Annotated in this window: 12 protein-coding genes; 7 read left to right on the top strand and 5 right to left on the bottom strand. The window is 72.7% G+C overall.

Annotation, left to right across the window (positions count from 1 at the left end; genetic code table 11):
- Positions 1 to 37: 37 nt before the first annotated feature.
- The 4 genes from BUB97_RS01835 to BUB97_RS01820 are packed head-to-tail and all read left to right on the top strand — an operon-like array spanning position 38 to position 10,638.
- On the top strand, positions 38 to 4,636 hold the full coding sequence (locus tag BUB97_RS01835; RefSeq protein ID WP_073130788.1) for a glycosyltransferase: 4,599 nt from the start codon (positions 38 to 40) through the stop codon (positions 4,634 to 4,636).
- Positions 4,637 to 4,679: 43 nt separating this feature from the next.
- Positions 4,680 to 8,105, top strand: coding sequence for a glycosyltransferase (locus BUB97_RS01830; protein ID WP_073130786.1), 3,426 nt, complete (start codon positions 4,680 to 4,682; stop codon positions 8,103 to 8,105).
- Complete coding sequence (locus tag BUB97_RS25730; protein WP_073130784.1) at positions 8,102 to 8,848, top strand: class I SAM-dependent methyltransferase; 747 nt, start codon at positions 8,102 to 8,104, stop codon at positions 8,846 to 8,848. Before BUB97_RS01830 ends, BUB97_RS25730 begins: the two co-directional genes overlap by 4 nt.
- Entirely contained in the window at positions 8,845 to 10,638 is a 1,794-nt protein-coding gene (locus BUB97_RS01820) for a class I SAM-dependent methyltransferase (RefSeq protein ID WP_073130782.1), read from the top strand. The genes BUB97_RS25730 and BUB97_RS01820 overlap by 4 nt, the downstream gene beginning before the upstream one ends.
- 322 nt (positions 10,639 to 10,960) lie before the next feature.
- On the opposite strand, the gene BUB97_RS01815 is transcribed toward BUB97_RS01820, so the two are convergent.
- From BUB97_RS01815 to BUB97_RS01795, 5 genes are read right to left on the bottom strand one after another with little or no spacing between them, the layout of a single operon-like run.
- Positions 10,961 to 12,640, bottom strand: coding sequence for a hypothetical protein (locus BUB97_RS01815; protein WP_073130780.1), 1,680 nt, complete (start codon positions 12,638 to 12,640; stop codon positions 10,961 to 10,963).
- Positions 12,637 to 13,800 carry a cytochrome P450 gene (locus tag BUB97_RS01810; RefSeq protein ID WP_073130778.1) on the bottom strand — a complete coding sequence of 388 codons (1,164 nt, stop codon included), beginning with the start codon at positions 13,798 to 13,800 and terminating at the stop codon, positions 12,637 to 12,639. The genes BUB97_RS01815 and BUB97_RS01810 overlap by 4 nt, the downstream gene beginning before the upstream one ends.
- Entirely contained in the window at positions 13,797 to 14,666 is an 870-nt protein-coding gene (locus tag BUB97_RS01805) for a glycosyltransferase family A protein (protein ID WP_073130776.1), read from the bottom strand. The genes BUB97_RS01810 and BUB97_RS01805 overlap by 4 nt, the downstream gene beginning before the upstream one ends.
- Positions 14,663 to 14,977 carry an acyl carrier protein gene (locus tag BUB97_RS25395; protein ID WP_175562531.1) on the bottom strand — a complete coding sequence of 105 codons (315 nt, stop codon included), beginning with the start codon at positions 14,975 to 14,977 and terminating at the stop codon, positions 14,663 to 14,665. Before BUB97_RS25395 ends, BUB97_RS01805 begins: the two co-directional genes overlap by 4 nt.
- A gap of 1 nt (position 14,978) precedes the next feature.
- Positions 14,979 to 16,241, bottom strand: coding sequence for a polysaccharide pyruvyl transferase family protein (locus BUB97_RS01795; protein ID WP_073130774.1), 1,263 nt, complete (start codon positions 16,239 to 16,241; stop codon positions 14,979 to 14,981).
- A gap of 107 nt (positions 16,242 to 16,348) precedes the next feature.
- On the opposite strand from BUB97_RS01795, the gene BUB97_RS01790 reads away from it, so the two are divergent.
- From BUB97_RS01790 to BUB97_RS01780, 3 genes are read left to right on the top strand one after another with little or no spacing between them, the layout of a single operon-like run.
- Positions 16,349 to 17,188 carry a phytanoyl-CoA dioxygenase family protein gene (locus tag BUB97_RS01790; protein ID WP_073130772.1) on the top strand — a complete coding sequence of 280 codons (840 nt, stop codon included), beginning with the start codon at positions 16,349 to 16,351 and terminating at the stop codon, positions 17,186 to 17,188.
- Between the two features lie 2 nt (positions 17,189 to 17,190).
- Positions 17,191 to 18,018, top strand: a complete 828-nt coding sequence (locus tag BUB97_RS01785) for a phytanoyl-CoA dioxygenase family protein (RefSeq protein ID WP_217659544.1) — start codon at positions 17,191 to 17,193, stop codon at positions 18,016 to 18,018.
- A gap of 4 nt (positions 18,019 to 18,022) precedes the next feature.
- The gene (locus BUB97_RS01780) at positions 18,023 to 19,696 is read left to right on the top strand and encodes a fatty acyl-AMP ligase (protein WP_073130770.1); all 1,674 of its coding nucleotides are present in this window, start codon (positions 18,023 to 18,025) and stop codon (positions 19,694 to 19,696) included.
- Positions 19,697 to 19,698: the final 2 nt, after the last annotated feature.

Genomic DNA, 19,698 nt, shown 5'->3' with positions numbered 1-19,698 from the left:
GGCCGCGCCCGGGGTGATGTCGCGCGGGGCGGGGTGGATGATCCAGGGTCATATCGAGGTCTTCGCCCGGCACGGCGACCATCTGCATGTCGCCGGTTGGCTGCGCGTGGCGGAGGAACGCCTGGCGGAGGACCCGCCGCGCCTCCTCCTCGTCTCAGGCGAGGACCGTCGCGAGACACCGCTGCGCCGCCTGCGCGAAAGGCGTGACCTCCCTGCCAAGGACGGCCAGCCCGCCGGACGCGGCTTCCAGCTGCTGATCGAGGCGCCACCGGCCGGTGCCCCCATGCACGCCTGCCTCTGCCTGGGGGACGAGACCGCCCCCCTCGCCCCCTCCCCACTGCGGGAAAGCCCCTTCAAGCCGCGCGGCGGTATGGATGCGCCGGATGGGCGGGGCATCCGCGGCTGGGTCTTCCAGCCGCCGGGCGCCGAGGCCTCGGTGCTGGTGGATGGCACCGCGCTTCCGCTCGCCCTCGGCCTTCCTCGGCCGGACCTGCCCTTCGACGACGGCACCGAGACGCCGCTCCTTGGCTTCCAACTGCCGCTGGAGACCATCCTGGCCCGGCTGCGAGCGGACGCACCGGGGCGGGACCTGTTCGACGGTGAGCCGCATGAGTTCGTGCTCGTCGCCTCGGGCCAGGAGATCACGCGGCGGGCGGTGACGCTGGCGCGGGAGATGCTGGCCCCGCCCGTGCGGCCCGACCCGCGCTTCGGCGGGCATGTCGAGGTCTTCGCGCGCGAAGGCGGCTTCCTCCACATCGGCGGCTGGCTCCGCGCGCCGGAGGAGGTGCTGGCGGAAGCACCGCCGCGCCTCGTTCTCACCTGGGGCGAGGAGCGGCGGGAATGGCCCCTGCGCCGCCTGCGCGAACGGCGGGACCTGCCGGCCCAGGGTGAGCGCCCCGCCGGCCGCGGGTTCCAGCTCCTGACCGAGGCGCCGGCCACGGAGGCGCCCGCCTCCGCCACGCTGCTGATCGGGGAGCAGGCCGTGCCGCTCACCCCCGCCCTGCTGGAGCCCGCGCCCTTCCGCCCGCGCGGCGGCATGGACCAGCCGGATCGCGAGGGCCTGCGCGGCTGGGTGGTGGATCTTGCGGGCCGCCAGCCCTCCCTTCTGCTGGAGGGCTGCCAGCCCCTTCCGGTGCCGCTGAACCTGCACCGCCCCGACCTGCCCTATGACGACGGCACGGAGCAGCCCGCCTTCGGCTTCCATCTCCCACTGGAGGCCCTGGCCGCCGCGCTTCGCCAGGACCGGCCGGAGGAGGCGCTGTTCGACGGACGCCCGCGCGAGCTCGTCCTCATGGCCTCCGGCACCGAGCTGGCGCGGCGCAGCCTCGCCATGCGGCTCGACGCCATCGGCATGCTGGAGCGCGTCGGCAATGGCGAGGCGAGCGGATGGCTTGCCGAGCGCGGGCGCCCGATGCAGGCGCAGGCGGTGGACCTGCTGCTGGACGGCACGCGCTGGGCCTCGGTGGAAGCGGCCATCCCGCGCCCGGACCTCGCGAAGCACAACATCATCCATCGCGGCGGCGGCTTCCGCATCGCCCTGCCGAGCCTGCATCCCGGCGAGGGCGGCCCCCTGCCCGTCGCCGCCGTGCCGCGCCACGGCGCCGACTCCATCCCGGGCGCGACAGTGCTGGAAGGCCTGCCGCCCTGGCGGAAGGACCGCGGCGAAGTCGCCTGGCGCCTGCCCGCCGATGGGCGCGTGCCGGTTTCGGTTGTCATCCCCATCCATAATGCCGCGGCCGAGCTGGAGCGCTGCGTGGAGAGCGTGCTGTGCCACACCACCGGCCCCGCACGGCTCATCCTGGTGGATGATGCCAGCACGCAGCCGGAGATCGCGGCCCTTCTGCGGCGCTGGGAGGGGCTGCCGGGCGTCGAGATCCATCGCCAGGCGGAAAACCAGGGCTTCACCCGCACCGCCAATCGCGGCATCGCCCTCGCCGGGCGCGACGACGTGGTGCTGCTGAACTCCGATACCGAGGTCGGGCCGGACTGGCTGGACGGGCTGCGTGCCGCCGCGCATTCCGGCCCGCGCACGGGCAGCGCGACGGCGGTTTCGAACAATGCCGGCGTCGTCTCCGTGCCGGAGTTCAACGCGGCCAATCCCATGCCGCCCTGGTTCGGCGTGGAGGAGATGGCCCGGCTGGTGCGCGGCGCCGCCCTCTCCCTCTATCCCGCGGTGCCGACGGGGCATGGCTTCTGCCTCTATCTGCGCCGCGCCCTGCTGGATGCGGTGGGCGTGCTGGACGCGGAGGCCTTCCCGCGCGGCTATGGCGAGGAGAACGATCTCTGCATGCGGGCCCTGCGCGCGGGGTTCGAGCATGTGGTCGATGACCGCAGCTTCGTCTGGCACCAGCGCTCCGCCTCCTTCGGGGCGGAGAAGGCGGCGCTGATCGCCTCCGCCCGCACGGTGCTGGACGAGCGCTACCCGGAATACCGCGCGCTGATCCGGGTCTTCGAAGGTGATCCGGCCATGCTGGCCATGCGCTGGCGGGTGCGGCGCGCGCTGGACCGGGCGTCGGCCGGGGGCGAGGTGCCGCGCCCGCGCCTCCTCACGGTGATCTCCACCGAGAGCGGCGGCACGCCCCAGACCAACCGCGACCTGATGGAAGCCCTGTCGGACCGCTACGAGCCCTGGGTGCTGCGCTGCGACTCCCGCACCATCACCCTCTCGCGCCATCGCGCCTCAGGGGCGGAGGTGGTGGAGACACACGCGCTCGAACGGCCGATCGAGCCGGCGACGCACCGCTCCGGCGAATACGATCGGCTGGTCGGCGACATGCTCCTGCGCCATGGCTTCGAGCTGGTGCATGTCCGGCACATCCTCTGGCACAGCCTCGGCCTGGTCGAGCTCTGCCGGCGCCTCGGCGTCCCGGTGGTCTTCTCCTTCCACGACTTCTACACTGCCTGCCCGACGGTGAAGCTGCTGGACGCCGAAGGGCGCTTCTGCGCCGGCCCCTGCACGGCGGGCGAGGCGGATTGCACGGCCGAGCTGTGGAAGCCCGAGACCATGCCACCGCTGCGCCACCGCTTCGTGTATCGCTGGCAGGCCATGATGGGTGAGGCGCTGGAGGGCTGCGACGCCTTCATCACCACCTCCCCCAGCGCACGCGAAACCCTGCTCGCCAATTTCCCCTTCCTGGCCGGGCGCGACTTCCGCGTCATTCCCCATGGTCGCAGCTTCGCGCGCATGGAAATGCTGGCCGCCGAGCCCTCGCTGGACGAGAAGCTGCGCGTGCTGGTGCCGGGCAATGTCTCGGCCTCCAAGGGCGGTGGGCTGGTCGCGGCCATGGCGGAGCTGGACCGCGGGCGCGAAGTTGAGTTCCACGTGCTCGGCGCGGTGGACAGCAGCCTCGCCACCACGCCCGGGATCGTGCTGCACGGGCGCTATGACCGCGCCGATTTCGCGTCGCATGTGGCGCGCATCCGCCCGCATCTCGGGGCCGTGCTGTCGCTCTGGCCCGAAACCTATTGCCACACCCTGACGGAATGCTGGGCGGCGGGGCTGCCCGTGATGGCCACCGCCCTCGGGGCGCTCGCGGAGCGGCTGACGGAAACCCCGGGCGGCTGGCTGGTGGACCGCTGGATGGAGCCGGAGGCGATGCTCGCCCTGCTGCGCCGCCTGCGGCGCGAGCCGGGCGAGGTGCGCGCGCGGCGGAACGCGGTGATGGACTGGCAGGCCACCACCGGCCGCCACCGCGATGCCGCCGCCATGGCGGTGGAATACGACCAGCTCTATCGCGAGGTGCTGGACCGGCGGCGCACCTTCCAGCCCCCAGCCTCTCCGCCACGCGTGGTCCTCACGCTCGATGCACCGGCCGGCCCCCTTCCGACGCCGCTCGCCGTCGCCACGCGCAACGCGGTCTCCCGCCCCTTCATCTTCCGGCGGATCACGCCCTCCTTCCCCTTAGGCCATGCCCCAGCGGGCCCGGCGGATGCGGTGCTGGTGGCCCCGGACGCGCTGGGCCCCGATGACCTCGCGGCCTTGCGCCGCCGTTGCGCGGCGGCGGGGTTGCCACTGCTGGAGGCCGGCGATCTCGATCTGGGGCACGGGCTGGAAGCGGCGCCCTGGTTGTCCACGGAGCCGAGCGCCCCGGCATCGCCGCCCCCGGAGGATGGGCCCTTTCCCGTGCTCTACCTCGCCACTCCCGAGGATCCGGCGCTGCCCGCGCTGCGCCCGGTCTTCGAGGATCTGACGGCGCTCGGGGTGGCGACGCTGCATGTCATCGGCGGACCGCCCGCCGGGAGCTGGTTCCGGCCCGCCGACGTGGAAGGGGACACCGTGGCGGCCCTGCGGCGCGCCGGGCGGGCCCACCGACTCGGGCTGGCCCGGCCCGGCCCGGCGATGCTGGCCCTGCAGGCCACCGGCCTGCCCGTCCTGTCCCTCCCGCCCGACCTCCTGTCGGACGATCCGAAGGCCGCCGAGCTGGCACGGTATGCGCTGCTGCGCGACCTCGCCGAGCTGACGGCCGACGCGCCGCGCAGGACGGCCATGGCCGTGGAGGGCGCGCGCGCAGCCCGAGCCGCCATCCAGGCCGCACCGCCGGGCCGGGAACTCGACGCACGGATCGCCGCGCTGCTGGACCATGCGGCGCCCAGCAAGGGGCCGCAGCCTGCCGCCCCCGTGATGGAGGAGGCATGACCGCCACGCCGCGTCATCCGCGCGCCGCGCCGGAGGGCGCCGCTTGAGCGGCACGGAGGGCCATGGCGTGAAGGGCCGCATCGACGGCATCCGCGCCGGCCTGCTGCGCGGCTGGCTCTGGGATCCGTCGCGGCCGGATACAGCCCTCACCGCCGAGATCCTGATCGACGGCGAGCCGCTCGCGAGCCTGCCCGCCGGACGCATGCGCGGCGACCTCCAGCGTGCCGGCATCGGCGATGGGGCGCATGCCTTCGAGCTGCCCCTCCCGTCGAGCCTTACCCGGCGCGCGGAGCTGCGGGTGCTGCTGCGGACGCGGCTGGGAGAGAGCACCGTCGCCGTCGATGAGCGCGCCATCACGGGGCTGGAGGCGCAGGCCATCACCGGGCGGCTGGAAGAGCCCCGGCGCGGCATGTTCGTTGGCTGGGCCTACGACCCCGCCAACCCGGCGCGCCACCTGCAGGTGGAGCTGCGCCTGCCCGGAGGCGCCGCTGCGACGGCCCTGGCCGACCGGCGCCGGGGCGACCTGCAGCGGGCCGGGATCGGCGATGGCTCGCATGGCTTCGAGCTGCCCTTCTCCGCCCTGCCGCTGGATGGCGATGCGGAGGTGGAGGTCACGGCCGTGGTGCGGGACCGCGGCGCGGAGCATGTGATCGGCACCCGGCGCATCGCCCGTTCAGTGGAGCTGCTCTGCCAGCTCGGCCAGGCGGCGCTGGAGTTCGGCCGCTACGAGGAGGCCGCCGCGCGCTTCGGCGAGGCAGGGGAGATGGATCCCGCCTCTCCCCGCTCGCATCTCGGTTTCGCGGATCTGCATGAGGGCCGGGGCGAGGCCGAGGCCGCCATTGCCGCCCTGTCCCGCGCCTTCGAGCTGGACCCGCAGGACGCCCTCGGCCGGCGCATCGACGCGCTGCGGCGGCGCCGGACCATGCGCGACCTGCCGGAGATGCGTGAATGGCCCGAGACCCTTCTGCGCCCCTCCCCTGCAGGTCCACGCATCGCCGTCATCTCCTGGGACCTGGCGCACAACCCGCTCGGCCGGGCCTGGGTGCTGGCGGAACTCGCCGCCCGGCATGGCCCGACCGAGATACTGGGCCCGGTCTTTCCCGCCTTCGGCGAATCCCTCTGGCCGCCGCTGCGCGACAGCGAACGCGGCATTCCCGTCTTCGGCTATGCCGCCGGGTCCTTCGCCGCCTTCGTGAATGGTGCCGTCCGGCTGGTCCTCGACCATCCCTGCGACATCGCCTGGGTTTCCAAGGCGCGCCTGCCCAGCCTCTTCATCGGGCTGCTGCAACGGCTGATCCACGGCGCGCGGCTGGTGCTCGATCTGGATGACGACGAGTTGGCCTTCGTCGGCGCCGATGCGCCTCTGGGCCTGGACGCCTTCCTCGCCGGCGCCCAGGCGGCGGACTGGACTGATCCCTACGGGATGCGCTGGACGCAGCTCGCGCAATCCATGATCGGCTGGGCCGACAGCCTGACGGTCTGCAACCCGGTTCTCCAGGCGCGGCATGGCGGCATCGTCATCCGCCATGCGCGGGACGAGGCCGCCTATGACCCCGCGCGCATCGACCGCCAGGCGGTGCGCGCCGAGTTCGGCTTCGCCGACACGGACAAAGTGGTGCTCTTCCTCGGCACGCCGCGCCGGCACAAGGGTCTTCTCGAAGTGGCGGAGGCGTTGCAGGCGCTCGGTGATCCGCGCTTGGTGCTCTGCGTGGTCGGCACTATCGTCGACCGCGAGCTGCGGCAGCGCCTGACGGACTTCCCCGGCCTGCGCGTCACCCTCCATCCCGACCAACCCTTCCGCCGCGCGGCGGAGCTGAACGCGATGGCGGATCTCGTCTGCATCCTCCAGGACCCGGACAGCCCGATCGCGCAGAGCCAGACGCCGGCCAAGCTGACCGATGCGCTAGCGGTCGGCACCCCGGTGCTGGCCCGGGCCGCGCCGCCTCTGGACGACCTGCTGCCCGACGCCATCAAGCCGGGCGAGGATCTCACCCTCGCGCTGCGGGCGCGGCTGGATGGCGGGGCCGGGGCGGCGGGAACCCGCGCCTTCTTCCTGGAGGAACTCTCCTACGCCGCCAACGCGCCTCGCGCAGGGCAGGCGCTGGAGGGCGCGCGGGCGGCGGCGGGCGAGGTCCCGGCCGATTTCCTCCGCCTGCTCACCCATATCGACCGGCAAATGCCGGGGCTCATCGATCCGGCCCTGGCGCGGCACCTGGGCGGGACCGTTCCAGCCTCGCCGCGCGTCGGGCGCCTCTCCAACCTGTCCGGCGGCGTCAACATCGCCTTCTTCTGGAAGCAGAACGACTCCGGCCTCTATGGCCGCCGGCAGGACATGCTGCTGCAACGGCTGGAGGCCCTGCCCTCCGTGCGGCGCATCCTGCACATCGACGCACCGATCTCCGTGGACAGGCTGGAGGTCATGTCGGCCCCCAAGGCGCCCAGCCAGCACCGCTTCGGCGCGGGCGCGACGCTGCAGCGCTTCCTCGGCCTCCAGGACCGAGGCAAGGTGCACCGGCGCGTGCACCTGCATGCCGGGCGCAAGGACAGCGTGCTCGGGCGCAGCCTGCCGCCACGGGAGCTGTTCCCCCACAGCGTCGAGGCCTGGCTGCGGGAGTTGGACATGACCGGGAACTTGCTTGCCTGGGTCTGCCCCGTGGTGCCGATGTTTCCCCAGGTGCAGGCACGGCTCGGCTTCTCCTTCATCGTCTCGGACGTGATCGACGACCAGCGGCAATGGCCCATGCGCCCAAGCTTCCGCGCGGAGCTGGAGGCGAATTACCGCGACACCTTCCGCGCCAGCGACCTGCTCCTCGCCAACTGCCAGCCCGTGGCCGACTGGCTGGCCGAGGAGGGCTTCGACCCGCTGCTCGTGCCCAATGGCATGGAGATGCATGCGGATGTGGAGAGCTGGCCGGTGCCCCCTTCCCTCGCCGGGCTGCGGCGGCCGGTCATCGGCTATGCGGGCAACCTGCAGGACCGCATCGACTGGGAGCTGATCGCCTCCGTCGCCGAGGCGCGGCCGGACTGGTCCGTGGTGCTGATCGGCGCGACGCCGACCGGCGGACGGGCGGCCGAGGTGATGGCGCGGCCCAATGTCCATGCCTTCGGGGTTATCCCCTATGCCGAGGCAACCGCGCATATCGCGGCCTTCGACGCGGCGATCATCCCGCACCTGCACACCGGGCTTTCGGAGCGGATGAACCCGCTGAAGCTCTATGTCTATCGCAGCCTCGGCGTGCCGGTGGTCTCGACCCCCATCGCCAACCTGCAGGATCTCGCCGAGGACATCCGGATCGCCTCCGGGGCCGATGCCTTCCTGGTAGCGCTCGAGGCCGCGCTGGCCGAGCGCCGGCAGGAGCGCCGATGGCCGGATGCCGCCCGGATGCGCGACCTGTCCTGGGAATCCCGCTTGGAGACGATCATGGCCCGCCTGCACGAGGTGTTCGACACGCGGAAGGCCGCGGCATGAGCGAGGAGACCGCCGGCTATCGCGGCCTGTGCAATCTCTGCGGCGCCAAGGGCTTCTTCCCCGCGGGCGGGCGCTCCACCCGTGAGTCCTTCCCCTGCCCGAGCTGCCGCGCCGCGCTGCGCTGGCGCGAGCAGGCCGCGATCATCCTCGACGAGTTCGCACGGGGGCAGTCAGTGTTCCTCCGCCATCTCGTCGGCTCGGGCAAGCTGAACACGGTGGATATCTTCGAGGTGGCGCTGCGCGGCCCCTTCGTCACCCAGATGAAGGGCCTGCCGCGCTATGTCCGCTCCTATTTCTGGCCGGACCGCCCGCTGGGCAGCGTGGACGAGGAGGGCGTGCGCTGCGAGGACCTGACGCAGCTCACCTTCCCGGATGAGAGCTTCGACCTCGTGCTGAGCAGCGACGTGATGGAGCATGTCCACGACATCCACACCGCCTTCGCGGAAATCGCCCGCGTGCTGAAGCCCGGCGGCGTCCACATCTTCTCCATCCCGAACGACTGGCCCTTCCCGGACCGCAGCGAGCCGCGCGTGGAGCTGATCGACGGGGAGGAGCACCACCTGAAGCCGCCGCGCTACCACGTCTCGGGCGATGGCTCGCCCTGCATCGTCACCTGGGATTACGGAGCCGACATCGTGGACATCCTGGCGGCCACGGGCTGCTCCACCCAGGTGGTGCGGCGGCATTCCGGCATCGACCCCTGCTACGTCAACGCCACCTTCGTCGCGAGGAAGCGCGGATGAGCACCGCTGGCCTGGCCGCCACCGCGGTCGCTCTGGGCGAGCCCGCGCATCGCTGCCCCATCTGCCGCGCCACCGAGTTCATCCCCTTCAACGGGCGCGAGATGGCGCGCTGCGCGCAATGCAAGTCCGTGGAGCGCAACCGGCTGCTCTGGATGATCATGCAGAAACGCGGCGTGTTCCGCCCGGGCATGCGCGTGCTGCACATGGCGCCGGAACAGGGCCTCGCGCGGCGCCTGGTGGAGCTGTGCGGGGACCGCTACCACGCCTGCGACCTCGACCCCGACCGCTACCGAAGCCGCTTCATGACGGTGCGCGCGCTGGACCTCTGCACCGACCTGCAGAAGCTCCCCTCCCGCGCCTTCGACCTCATCCTGCACAGCCATGTCATGGAACACCTGCCCTGCAGCGTGGAATCCGTGCTGGGCGAGCTGGAGCGCGTGCTGGCACCCGGCGGCCACCACTTCCTTTCCGTGCCGATCAGCGGCGCCCATACCCGTGAGGACCTGGACGAGAGCCTGACGCCGGAGGAGCGCCGCCACCGCTTCGGCCAGGAAGACCACATGCGTATCTTCGGCTCGGTCGATCTCGTCGCCATGCTGCGCCGGGTCTGGGGCGTGGAGGATCCGCTGATCGAGCCCCTCTCTCTGCTCACGCCGGATGAGCTGCGGCTGGCGGCCATCCCCGAAGCCGCCTGGCGCGGCCCGGGCAGCCATTCCGTCTTCCACCACCAGCGCCCGCTGCGGCGCCCCGTTCGGATCGCGCCGAACCCGGTACGGCCGGAGCCGCTGCCCGACCCTTCCCCGCGCAAGCCCAAGCACGGCGGCCCGCGCCTGCTGCTGCTGATGGGCATGCCCCGCACCGGCATCCCCCGGCTCGATCGCTGGCTCCGTCCCGCCGCCGAAGCGCTCGCACAACAGGGCGTGCATCATTGGCCGCAGGGCCAGGATGTGATGGAGGTGATCTTCGGCGGCTTCGGCACGCCGGAGCGGCGCGCGAAGGGCGAGGCCTGGCTCCGCCGCGCCGAGGCCCGCCCGGGCGGCGCGCCCACCCCGAAAGCCGCGCGAGCCACGCTGGACGCCTGGATCGAAAGCCTGGGCGAGGGAACCGGCCTGCTCGCGGCGGACGGGCTCTGGAGCCTGCAGGCGCCGGAAGTGGCGGCGCTGGCGAACCATCTCGCGGCCCGGCGGGTCCGCAGCACCGTGCTGTGCTGGCTGCGCCCCCCCGCCGAGCAGATCGCAACCATGCTGGAGGACCGGCTGCTCCGGGGCCTCTCGCTGCAGGAACTCGGCCCGGGGATCGAGCGGGCCTTCCAGCCCTCCTACAAGCGGCTGGACGCATGGCTCACCGGCTTCGGGAAGGAGGCGGTGACGGTGCGGCTGGCGCCCGAAGAGCCGCTGGAGGCCTGCCGCGCGATGCTGTCCTCCTTCGGGATCAGCGTGCCCGACATGCCGGTGCGGCCTCCCCCACCCGCGGAACCGCCCCCCTCCCTCCCGGCGGCACGCGCCCTGCTCGCGCTGCGCGAAGGGCCCGGCATCGGCCAGGCCACCGAGGCGCTGCGGGCCCGGCTCCGCCAGGTCCCGGGCGAGCCGCTCGTCTTCCCGGAACTCGTCTGGCGGCTGTTGGAGCCGGTGCTGGCGCGCGAGATCGGCTACCTCGCCGACCGCTTCGGCCTCTCGCCCGAAAGCCTGCGCGGCGACGTGACCGCGATGGACGACGCGGCCTTCCTCGGCTGGGACGCGGCGGCGATACGCGCGCTGCTGCTGGCGGTGGATGCGGAGCAGCCCGGCTGAGGGTACCGGGCTGCTTCGGTGGTTCTGAACTGTCGCGGCTTCCCGGAGAGGGCGCTGCCCTCTCCGGACCTCACCCGCCAGGAGCCTGAGGCTCCTGGACCTGCATGAGACTGCCGTGGATACCCCGGATTGAAGGGGTCTCTGGTTGCGGGTGCCTTTCCTGCCTTTGCAGTCGCCTCGGGTCCATGACCCGAGGCGCACCGTCAGCCCCGTGATTCCAAACTTGAAGACAAAGATGATGGTGAGGGGTCCGGGGAGAGGAAGAATTCCTTCTTCCTCTCCCCGGGACAGACCGTCACCCCAGAACAACCCCCAGGCGCGATCAGGCCTCCCAGCGCCGCCCGTCGCGCAAGGCCGCGATGAGAGCGCCGAAGGAGCCGTCGCCGATCATGTGGTCCACCGCATAGTGGTCGGACACACCGGGCACCGCGTGCAGGCGCACATTCGGCAGCTGGGCGATGCGCTGCGCCTGCGCCACGTCTTCCGCCGCGCCAGCGCTGTGGATGTGCAGCACCTCCATCTCCGGCGCGCCGGCCAGCACGGGCACGAGGTCGCGCGGCAACTCGCCCTGGGCCAGCCACATCTGGCGCACGAAGAAGGCCGGGTTCCAGATGGTGGGCCGCGCCTCCGCGAGCCCGTCCTCCAGCGTCGTGCGTCCGGAGAAGGAGACCGCCGCATCGGCGCCCAGCAGGGCGCCGTAGCGCAGGGACGAGTAGCCGCCGAGCGAGGCGCCGACGACCACGAGGCGTCGCGCGCCCAGCTCGCCGATGAGCCCGCGCAGCGCTGCGATGGTCGAGGCCTCGTCCGGCCCCAGGCTCGTCACGCCGCGCAGATAGGCGAGGTTCCGGAAGTCGCGGAGGTAGATGACATTCACGCGCTGCTCGGCGAAGAGCGTGTCGATCAGCGGCAGCGGCAGGTAGCCGAAGGCCATGCCGGTGGTGAGCACGAAGGTCGCCTCCGCCCCCTCGGCGCGCGTGACAAGCACGTCGCGCGTGCGGTCATCCACCAGGCGTGAGCCGGCCCGCCAGGCCTCGGGGTCGCGAGCGGCGAGCGCCGCCGCGACCGGCCCGGCCATATAGGCGACGGTCGGCTCGGCGAAGCCGCTGCCGAGGACCTTCACCGCCTCCTCCAGCCGCACGGCATGGAGCGCCGCCAGCGCGTATTGGAAGGCGAAGCGTTCCGTGCGCCCCGGCGCGGCCGCGGCCGCTTCCAGCATGGGGAAGAGGCGCGACAGCGCCGCCGGGGCCAGCGGCACGCGGTTCATGAGATAGGGGAAGGACCAGTCGCCCGGCCACTTGCCGAGCGCCTCCTCCAGCACGGCGGCGCATTCGTCGAAGCGGCAGGCGCGGCGGGCGATGGCGATGCGGCGCCGGAAGCCGTCCGGCAGCTCGGGGTGGTCGCGGGTCACGTCGCGCAGGATGTCCAGCGCCGCTTCGGGATGGCCACCGGCCGCGCGCAGCTCCGCTTCCAGCAGCAGGGAACGCGCCGTGCCCCGCCCGGCCAACCGGGATTCCTCGAGCAGCGCGACGGCCTCCTCCAGCCGGCAGGATTCGGTCAGCGCCACGGCCAGGAGCCATTCCAGCCGGAAAAGCCCGGCGCCTCGGGCGACGGGTTCCAGCCAGGCCACCCGCGTCTCCGCATCACGGCCGGCGAGCAGCGCGTCGAGCAGCTGGGTCTTGACCCGCTCCTCCAGCGCGCCGGCGGCGACGGGCTTCACCAGCCGCCCCGCGACCTCCGCCGGCAGCGGCTGCTCCTTCACCAGCGTCAGCAGCCGCGGGCCAGCCCAGCGCGCGGCCTCCTCGCGGTCCAGCAGAGCGGCGAGGTGCTCGGCCGCCTCCTCCCGCGCCCCGGCGCGGATCAGCACATCGGAGCGCGTGAGCTTCAGCCGCAGGCTGCCGGGCCATTTCTTCAGCCCCTGGTCCAGCAGGCTCGTCGCCTTCTCCACGCTCCCCCGCTCCAGTTCCTGGAGCACGTCGTCGTTCAGCGTCTGCGGGTCGGTCATGCGGGGTGCTCGGTGAGGCTGAGCGGCAGGGCGAGGTGCTGCCGCAGGTCGCGGCCAGGCCGCATGCGGATGGGTTCCGGGGAAGGCGCGAGGGCGAAGCGCCCGAGCAGGCGGTGAACGGCGGCGCGGACAAGCAGGCGCCCCAGCGCCGGCCCCATGCAGAGATGCGCCCCGCCCCCGAAGGCCAGCAGCGGCGGCCCGCGGCGCGCGAGGTCGAAGCGGTCGGGATCCGGATAGGCCACGGGGTCCCGATGCCCGCTTTCCACCCAGAGGATGAGGGCGGACCCGGCCTCGATCCGCCGTCCGTCCAGCTCCAGCGCCTCGCCCGCCACGCGGCGGTTCAGGCGGCGGACGGGGCCGGCGAAGCGGAGCACCTCTTCGACGAAGCGCGCGACCAGCGCCGTGCCCCCGCGCAGGGCTGCCTGCAGTTCGGCGTCCGACGAAAGGATCTCCAGCGCATTGCCGAGGGTGGCCGCCGTGGTCTCCACCGCGGCGGAGATGAGGAAGAATTCCAGGTCATGCACCGGGCAGGCCGGGGCGGGGTCCAGGGGGATCCGGTCCGGCGCGCGGGGCGCCTCCAGCGCGGCCCGCGCCTCGGCCGCCACGCCCTCCAGCCGCGCCACGTCGCGCAGCGGCGGCGCGGGCCGCCACACATCGGAAACACGCCGCCCGGCCTCGCGCAGCGCGACCACCTCGGGGATGGAGAGGCCCAGCCCGTCGGCGATCACCGCATCGGGCAGCGGCCCGGCCAGGGCGGGCACCATGTCCACCGCCTCGCCCGGTGTCATGGCCGCGACGAGGCGCGCGGCCGAGGCGTCGATCGCCTCCGCCGACCAGCGGCCGGAGAGCTGGGGCATGAACCCGCGCAGGGCCGCGCGGGACGCCTGGTGGACCGCCCCGTTCTGGGTCAGCAACATGCCGTCGAGCACGGCGGTAAGATTCCCCACCTCCATCCCCACCCGCGCGGCCACGCGGCAGAGGGCGGGGCTGGGCTCGGCCACCAGCATGCCGGGCGCGTCCAGCACCGCTCGCAGATCCGCGTAGCGGGTGACAATCCAGGCCTGCTGCGCCTCGTCCCAGAAGGGCGGCGCCGGGGGCATGATCTCCAGCGCGGCCGGCGTCATGGCCGACGCCTCGGCGGCGGTGCGGGGGGCGGTCATGCCGTCACCGTGCTGCGCCGGGCGTCATAGAGCCAGCCCTTCATGCGCACCGGTGCCAGCGGGAGGCCGCGGCGTTGCAGATAGGCGCGGCTGCCCTCCTGCAGCACGGCCATCGCCCCGCGCAGCGTGCTGGTGGAAAGCCCGCCATGGATCTGGTGGAAGGTCCCCTCCCCCAGGATGCGGATGAGCTGCGCGCCGGGAAGGGCGCAGGCGCGCACCAGCGTGTCGGGATTCACCACCCCGCCGCCCGGCTCCTGGAAGGCCTCGTCGTAGCCGCCCAGCTCGGCCCAGAGGGCGCGGTGCATGAACAGCGCGTTGCTCTCCAGCATGGGCGCCTCCGGCCCGTTGCGCAGCTCCGCGGTCGCCACCTCGAACAGCCGGTAGCCGTCCTGCGGCCAGGCGATGGAATCGAGCAGCGCGTCCTCGGCCGCCCGATCATACCCTCTCTCGCCGCTGAGATACTGAAGATCCGGGCCCAGATGGTAGTTCGGGGTGGCGACCACGGCGCGCGGATGCAGCGCCGCCGCCTCGGCGGCCGCCTGCAACAGCCCAGGGGAGGCAAGCCGCGCCCCGTCGATCCACACGCCAATCAGCTCACCGCGCGCCGCCGCGATGCCCTCGTTGATCGCGCCCACCGGCGAGGGCCCCGGGCGCGTGGCCCGGAGCAGGCGCGGCGTGGCACCGGCCGCGCCAAGTGCGGAAAGGTCCGGCGGCACGGACGAGCCGTTATCCACCACGATCACCTCGCACCCCCCGGCCGCCGGCCCCCGCTGATAGGCGGGCGAAAGCGACAGCAGCGTCCGCGGCAGCTCCCGCTTCATCTCGTAGGAGACGACGACGACGGAGAGGGAGGGCGGGGCCCTCATGCGGCGCCCGGTGCGGCCCTTGCGTCGTCTGGCTGGCCATAGGCCTGCGCGAAGGCATCCACGCTGTGGTTCTCGAAGAACTGCATGGGGTCCACCACCACGCCGAACTCCTCCTCCATGGCGCCGGCCATCACCACCGCCTCCACCGAGTCCAGCCCGTATTCGGCGAAGGAGGCGGCGGTGGGGAAGCCCCCCGGCGGCATGTCCAGGAGCTTGCTGATATAGGTGACCATCCAGTCGCGCAGCGCCGCGCGGCTGACCGGAAGCATGCCCCCGGGGGCGGTCGTCCCGCTGCTCGTCGATTCAGACATTCTATCCTGTCTTCTGCCTGTGCCTTGCCATGCTCGTCCGGGCGAGGAAGGGGCGCAAAGCCCATCCCGCGCCGGCCGTCTCCATGCCCAGCCGCAGCAAGGCCGCCGGGAAGTCCCGCCGCGCCGCATGGCCCTGGGCAGGGTCGTCGATACCGCGGAGGATCCTCACCCAGTGCGCGTCCAACGCCGCATGGACCGCGGGGGGAATGCGAGGGGATGCATCCTCCTCCGCCCGATCCCGGCCGATCGCGAAGGCCGCCGGCCAGTCCCGCGCGAGGTCCCCCTCCCGCCCGACATGCTCGAGGAAGCCCGTGAACTTGCGATAGGCCGGGCGCGCCACCAGGACGCCCGGCACGCCATAGGCCGAGGCCGCGACATAGCCGTGCAGCGAAGCGCCGACATAGCAGGCCGCATGGGCGAAGGCCGCGGTGATCTCCAGCAGGCTCTCCGGATCGTCCAGCACCACCGGCGGGTGCGGCATATGCCGCGCCACCTCGCTCGCGATGCGGGGGTCGTCATGCGCCGCGCCCACCGCTACCAGCAGCGGCGTCAGGCCACGCGCCGCCGCGAAGCCGTCGATCAGTTCGGCGAGCCCCTCCGCCCCGAGGCCGATCATCGAGCGGTCCCGCACATGCAGCGCCAGGATACGCGCCTCGGCCGGGAAGCCCTTGCGCGCGGCCAGCCGGCGATAGGGTTCCTCCAGCACCTTCCTCGGCCAGAGGCGCGCGAGGTCTGCGATCGGGTCCGGCACGATGGACACGGGCAGGTCCGTGGGAGCCGAGAGCAGTTCCGCGCTCCCCCGGTCGCGGACCGAAACGTAATCCGCCGCGCGCATCGCCGCCGCCACGATGGGAAGCTGCCGGGGCGTGAACGGATGCGGCACGCCCGGCGCGTTCCAGAGCACGGGAACGTCCCGCAGCGCACCGGTCAGCGTCATGCCGAGCCAGAGGCTCGACGCTGCCCAGTCCCCCGTGTCGCCAAGCTGGTACTGCTCGAGGAAGTCCATCGGGTGCGTATGGATGACATAGCCGCCGCCGATGAGCACCGCATCGGCGTCCATCCCGGGGCGCATCGTCTCGGAAAACGCGACGGGCGGGATGGCATCCGCGAGCGTGGTGAGGCCGTTCGTCGGCGCCACGGGCTGCACCGCGATGCCATGCGGGGCGAGCCGCTCCCGCGCGACCAGGGGGAAGAGGAGATCGCCATAGTTGCGCATGTCGAAGACGCCGGAGAGCAGGACGCGGCGCGGCATGGCGGATGGCATGGGCGCTAGCTCTTTCGTGTCGTGGCGCCCGTGTCAAGGATACGGGCCCGTATGGACGCGCCGCGCGGCGCTCCGCCATAGTGCGGCCGCAGGGAAAGGACTTCCGCTTGCCGAAGCGACTGGATGAGGCGCAGCTCGAGGGTTTCCGGCGCGATGGCGTGGTCTTCCCGCTGCGCGTGCTGGAGGAGGCCGAGGCGGCGGGGCTCCATGCGCGCCTCGAGGAACTGGAGGGCGCGCGGGCCGGGCGGCTGCCGCCGGCCGCGAATGCCAAGCCGCACCTGCTTCTCCCCTGGCTCTGGGACCTGGTGCATGACCCACGGATCGTCGGTCCTGTGGAGGACATCCTCGGCCCCGACCTTCTCTGCTGGGGCACCAGCTTCATCTCCAAGCGGGCGGATGACGGGCGCTACGTCTCCTGGCACCAGGACGCCACGCATTGGGACCTCTCCTCGCCCGAGGCCGTGACCGCCTGGATCGCGCTGACGCCGAGCACGCCGGAAACGGGCTGCGTGCGCATGCTGCCGGGCACGCATGCCGAGCAGCTTCCGCATGGGCATACGCAGGACGCCGCCAACATGCTCGGCCGCCGGGAGCATGTGATGCGGCCAATCGACGAGGACCGCGCGATCGACGTTGTCCTGGCTCCCGGCGAAATGTCGATACATCACGCGCTCGTGATCCACGGTTCGGCGCCCAATCAAGGCCAGACGCGGCGGACCGGCTTCGCCATCCGCTACATCCCCGCCTCCACGCGGCAGAATCGGCGGCGCAACTCCGCGACTCATGTGCGCGGAAAGGATTTCGGCCATTTCGATCCCGAACTCGCGCCGGAGGGTGATTTCCACCCCGATGCGGTGGCCCGACACCGCGCCGTCCTCCGCCGCGGCATGGAGGTGATCTTCGCGCCGGAGAACAAGGGCGACGCGGCCGGTCCGGCGGAGGGCTAGGCGTGCGGCTTTCCCCGGCCATGGTGGAGCGCTACCGGCGCGAAGGCGCGGTCTTCCCGATCCGCGCCTTCCCCGAGGAGGAGATGGCCGGGCATCTCGCCGGGCTGGAGGCGATGGAGGCCGCGCGCGCCGGGCGCCTGCCGCCGGCGGTGAACTACAAGATCCACCTCCTCGTCCCCTCGCTGTGGGACATGGTGCACGACCCGCGCATCCTGGATGCCGTGGAGGATGTGCTGGGCCCCGACATCCTCTGCTGGGCCTCAAGCTTCTTCGCGAAGAACGCCGCCGACCCCGCCAACGTGCCCTGGCACCAGGACGCCACCTATTGGGGCCTGTCGGAACCCACCGCCGTCACCGCCTGGGTAGCCTTCACTCCCTCAACCCCCGAGAATGGCGGGATGCGCATCGTGCCCGGCACGCATCTCACGCCCCTGGCCCATGGCGACAACAAGGACCGCCACAACATGCTGCCGGGGCGCGAGGAGATCCTGGTCGAGGTGGATGAGGCGGAGGCGGTGGACGTGGTCCTCGCGCCCGGGGAGATGTCGCTGCACCACCTTCTCCTCGTCCATGGCTCGAAGCCGAACAGCTCGGGCCGGCGGCGCGTGGGCTTCGCCATCCGCTACATCGCCGGCCATCTGCGCCAGGAGGGGCCGCGCCGCGGCACGGCGGCGCTGGTGCGCGGGCGCGACCACGGGCATTTCGAGTTGGAGCAGCGGCCCGAGGGCGAGTTCCACCCCGACGCGGTGGCCCGGCATTCCCGCATGCTCCGAAACGCCATGGCGAATGTCTCGGCGGCCATCCAGCGCGACCGTGGCCAGGGCGGATGACGGCATGAACCAGCCGGTCGGCGTGCTCGCCGCGTTGGAGAGCCATGCCCAGTCCCGTGGCGAGCGCGACGCCTTCCTCTTTCTCGGCCGGGGCGAGGAGGTCACGGAGCGGCTGAGCTGGCCGATGCTGGCGCGCGAGGTGGACCAGATCGCGCGCGGCCTGGCGGCGGAAGGGCTCGCGGGCTGCACTCTCGCCCTCGTCTTCCCGCCGGGCCTGGGCTTCATCGCCGCCTTCCTGGCCTGCCTGCGCGTCAGCGCCGTGGCGGTGCCCATGCTGCGCCCGGTCATGGCGGACCAGCGGGAGCGCCTCGCGCTCCTCATGGCCGATGCCCAGCCCGATGCGATGATCGTGGCGGGCGAGGAGGATGCGGGGGCCCCCTGGGCCGCGGCGCGCACCATCGCCCTGCCCCGCCTGCTGCGGGCGGCGCATGCCCTGCCCCCCATGCCGCCGCCGGAAGCCCCGGCCTTTGTGCAATACACCTCAGGCTCCACCCGCAGCCCGCGAGGCATCGTGCTCACCCACGGGAACATCGCGGCCAATCTCGCGATGATCCGGCAGCGCTTCGGCCTGGATGCGGGCGGGATCGGCGTGAGCTGGCTGCCGCATCATCACGACATGGGCCTGATCGGCGCCATCCTGGAGCCGGTGCTGCTGGGGGCGCTGGCCGTGCTCATGCCGCCCATGGCCTTCCTGCAGCGCCCGCTGCGCTGGCTGCGCGCGATCGCGCGGCACGGGGCCACCACGGCGGGCGGGCCGAGCTTCGGCTACGGACTGCTGACGCGCCGCGTTTCGGAAGCCGATCTCCGCGCGCTCGACCTCTCCGCCTGGACGGTGGCCTTCTGCGGCGCCGAGCCCATCCGCCAACGGGTGCTACAGGATTTTGCGGCCCGCTTCGCCCCGGCCGGCTTCCGCCCCTCCGCCTTCCTGCCCTGCTACGGGCTCGCGGAGGCGACGCTCCTGGTCACGGGCCGGGATGCTGGATCGGGCCTGCGCCTGGTCGGGCGCGCGGGCGATGCCGGGGCTTCACGCGTGGCGCTCGGCCGGCCCGCGCCGGGCTGCGACCTCCTCCTCGCCGACGAAGCGGGCGCCCATGCCCCTGATGAGGGCCGGGAGGGCGAAATCTGCGTCGCGGGCCCGCATGTCTCGCCCGGCTTCTGGTGCGGCGAGACGCGTGCGGTGCTTCCGCATCCCGGTGGCTTCGAGGCCGTCGGAAAGCACTTCCTCCGCACCGGGGACCTCGGCGCGGTGCTGGAGGGCGAACTGGTGGTGCTCGACCGGCTGAAGGACGTGGTCGCGATCCATGGCCGCAAGCTGCACGCCACGGATATCGAGGGCACGCTGCTGGAGGCCGCGCTGGATGAGGAGGTCCTGGCCGCCGCCGCCTTCGGCGTGATCGGGGCCGGGAACGAGGAACGGCTGGTCGTGCTCTGCGAAACCGGCAACCGGGACCTCGAGGCGGCCGCCGCCGTCATCCCCGCCCTGTCCGCCCTGGTGGCGGAGCGGCACGGGGTGGTGCCGCATCTCGCCCTGCTGCGGCACGGCGCCCTCCCCCGCACCTCCAGCGGCAAGGTCCGCCGGCAGGCCGCGAAGGCCGCCTGGGCGGAGGGCCTGCTGGCAACGAGGGAAGCGGCCCCCCTTCACCCGCAGCCAGCGATGGCGGATAGAACTGGCCCATGACT

Origin of the sequence: Muricoccus roseus, assembly GCF_900141905.1 — a bacterium.
GTDB lineage: Bacteria > Pseudomonadota > Alphaproteobacteria > Acetobacterales > Acetobacteraceae > Roseomonas > Roseomonas rosea.
This window is presented reverse-complemented; position numbering and strand designations above follow the sequence as displayed.

Excerpts from the sequence above, each read along its gene's own strand:
- BUB97_RS01835 (WP_073130788.1), top strand. The coding sequence starts at position 38 with ATGATCCAGGGTCATATCGAGGTCTTCGCCCGGCACGGCGACCATCTG.
- BUB97_RS25730 (WP_073130784.1), top strand. The coding sequence starts at position 8,102 with ATGAGCGAGGAGACCGCCGGCTATCGCGGCCTGTGCAATCTCTGCGGC.
- BUB97_RS01820 (WP_073130782.1), top strand. The coding sequence starts at position 8,845 with ATGAGCACCGCTGGCCTGGCCGCCACCGCGGTCGCTCTGGGCGAGCCC.
- BUB97_RS01815 (WP_073130780.1), bottom strand. The coding sequence starts at position 12,640 with ATGACCGACCCGCAGACGCTGAACGACGACGTGCTCCAGGAACTGGAG.
- BUB97_RS01810 (WP_073130778.1), bottom strand. The coding sequence starts at position 13,800 with ATGACCGCCCCCCGCACCGCCGCCGAGGCGTCGGCCATGACGCCGGCC.
- BUB97_RS01805 (WP_073130776.1), bottom strand. The coding sequence starts at position 14,666 with ATGAGGGCCCCGCCCTCCCTCTCCGTCGTCGTCGTCTCCTACGAGATG.
- BUB97_RS25395 (WP_175562531.1), bottom strand. The coding sequence starts at position 14,977 with ATGTCTGAATCGACGAGCAGCGGGACGACCGCCCCCGGGGGCATGCTT.
- BUB97_RS01795 (WP_073130774.1), bottom strand. The coding sequence starts at position 16,241 with ATGCCATCCGCCATGCCGCGCCGCGTCCTGCTCTCCGGCGTCTTCGAC.
- BUB97_RS01780 (WP_073130770.1), top strand. The coding sequence starts at position 18,023 with ATGAACCAGCCGGTCGGCGTGCTCGCCGCGTTGGAGAGCCATGCCCAG.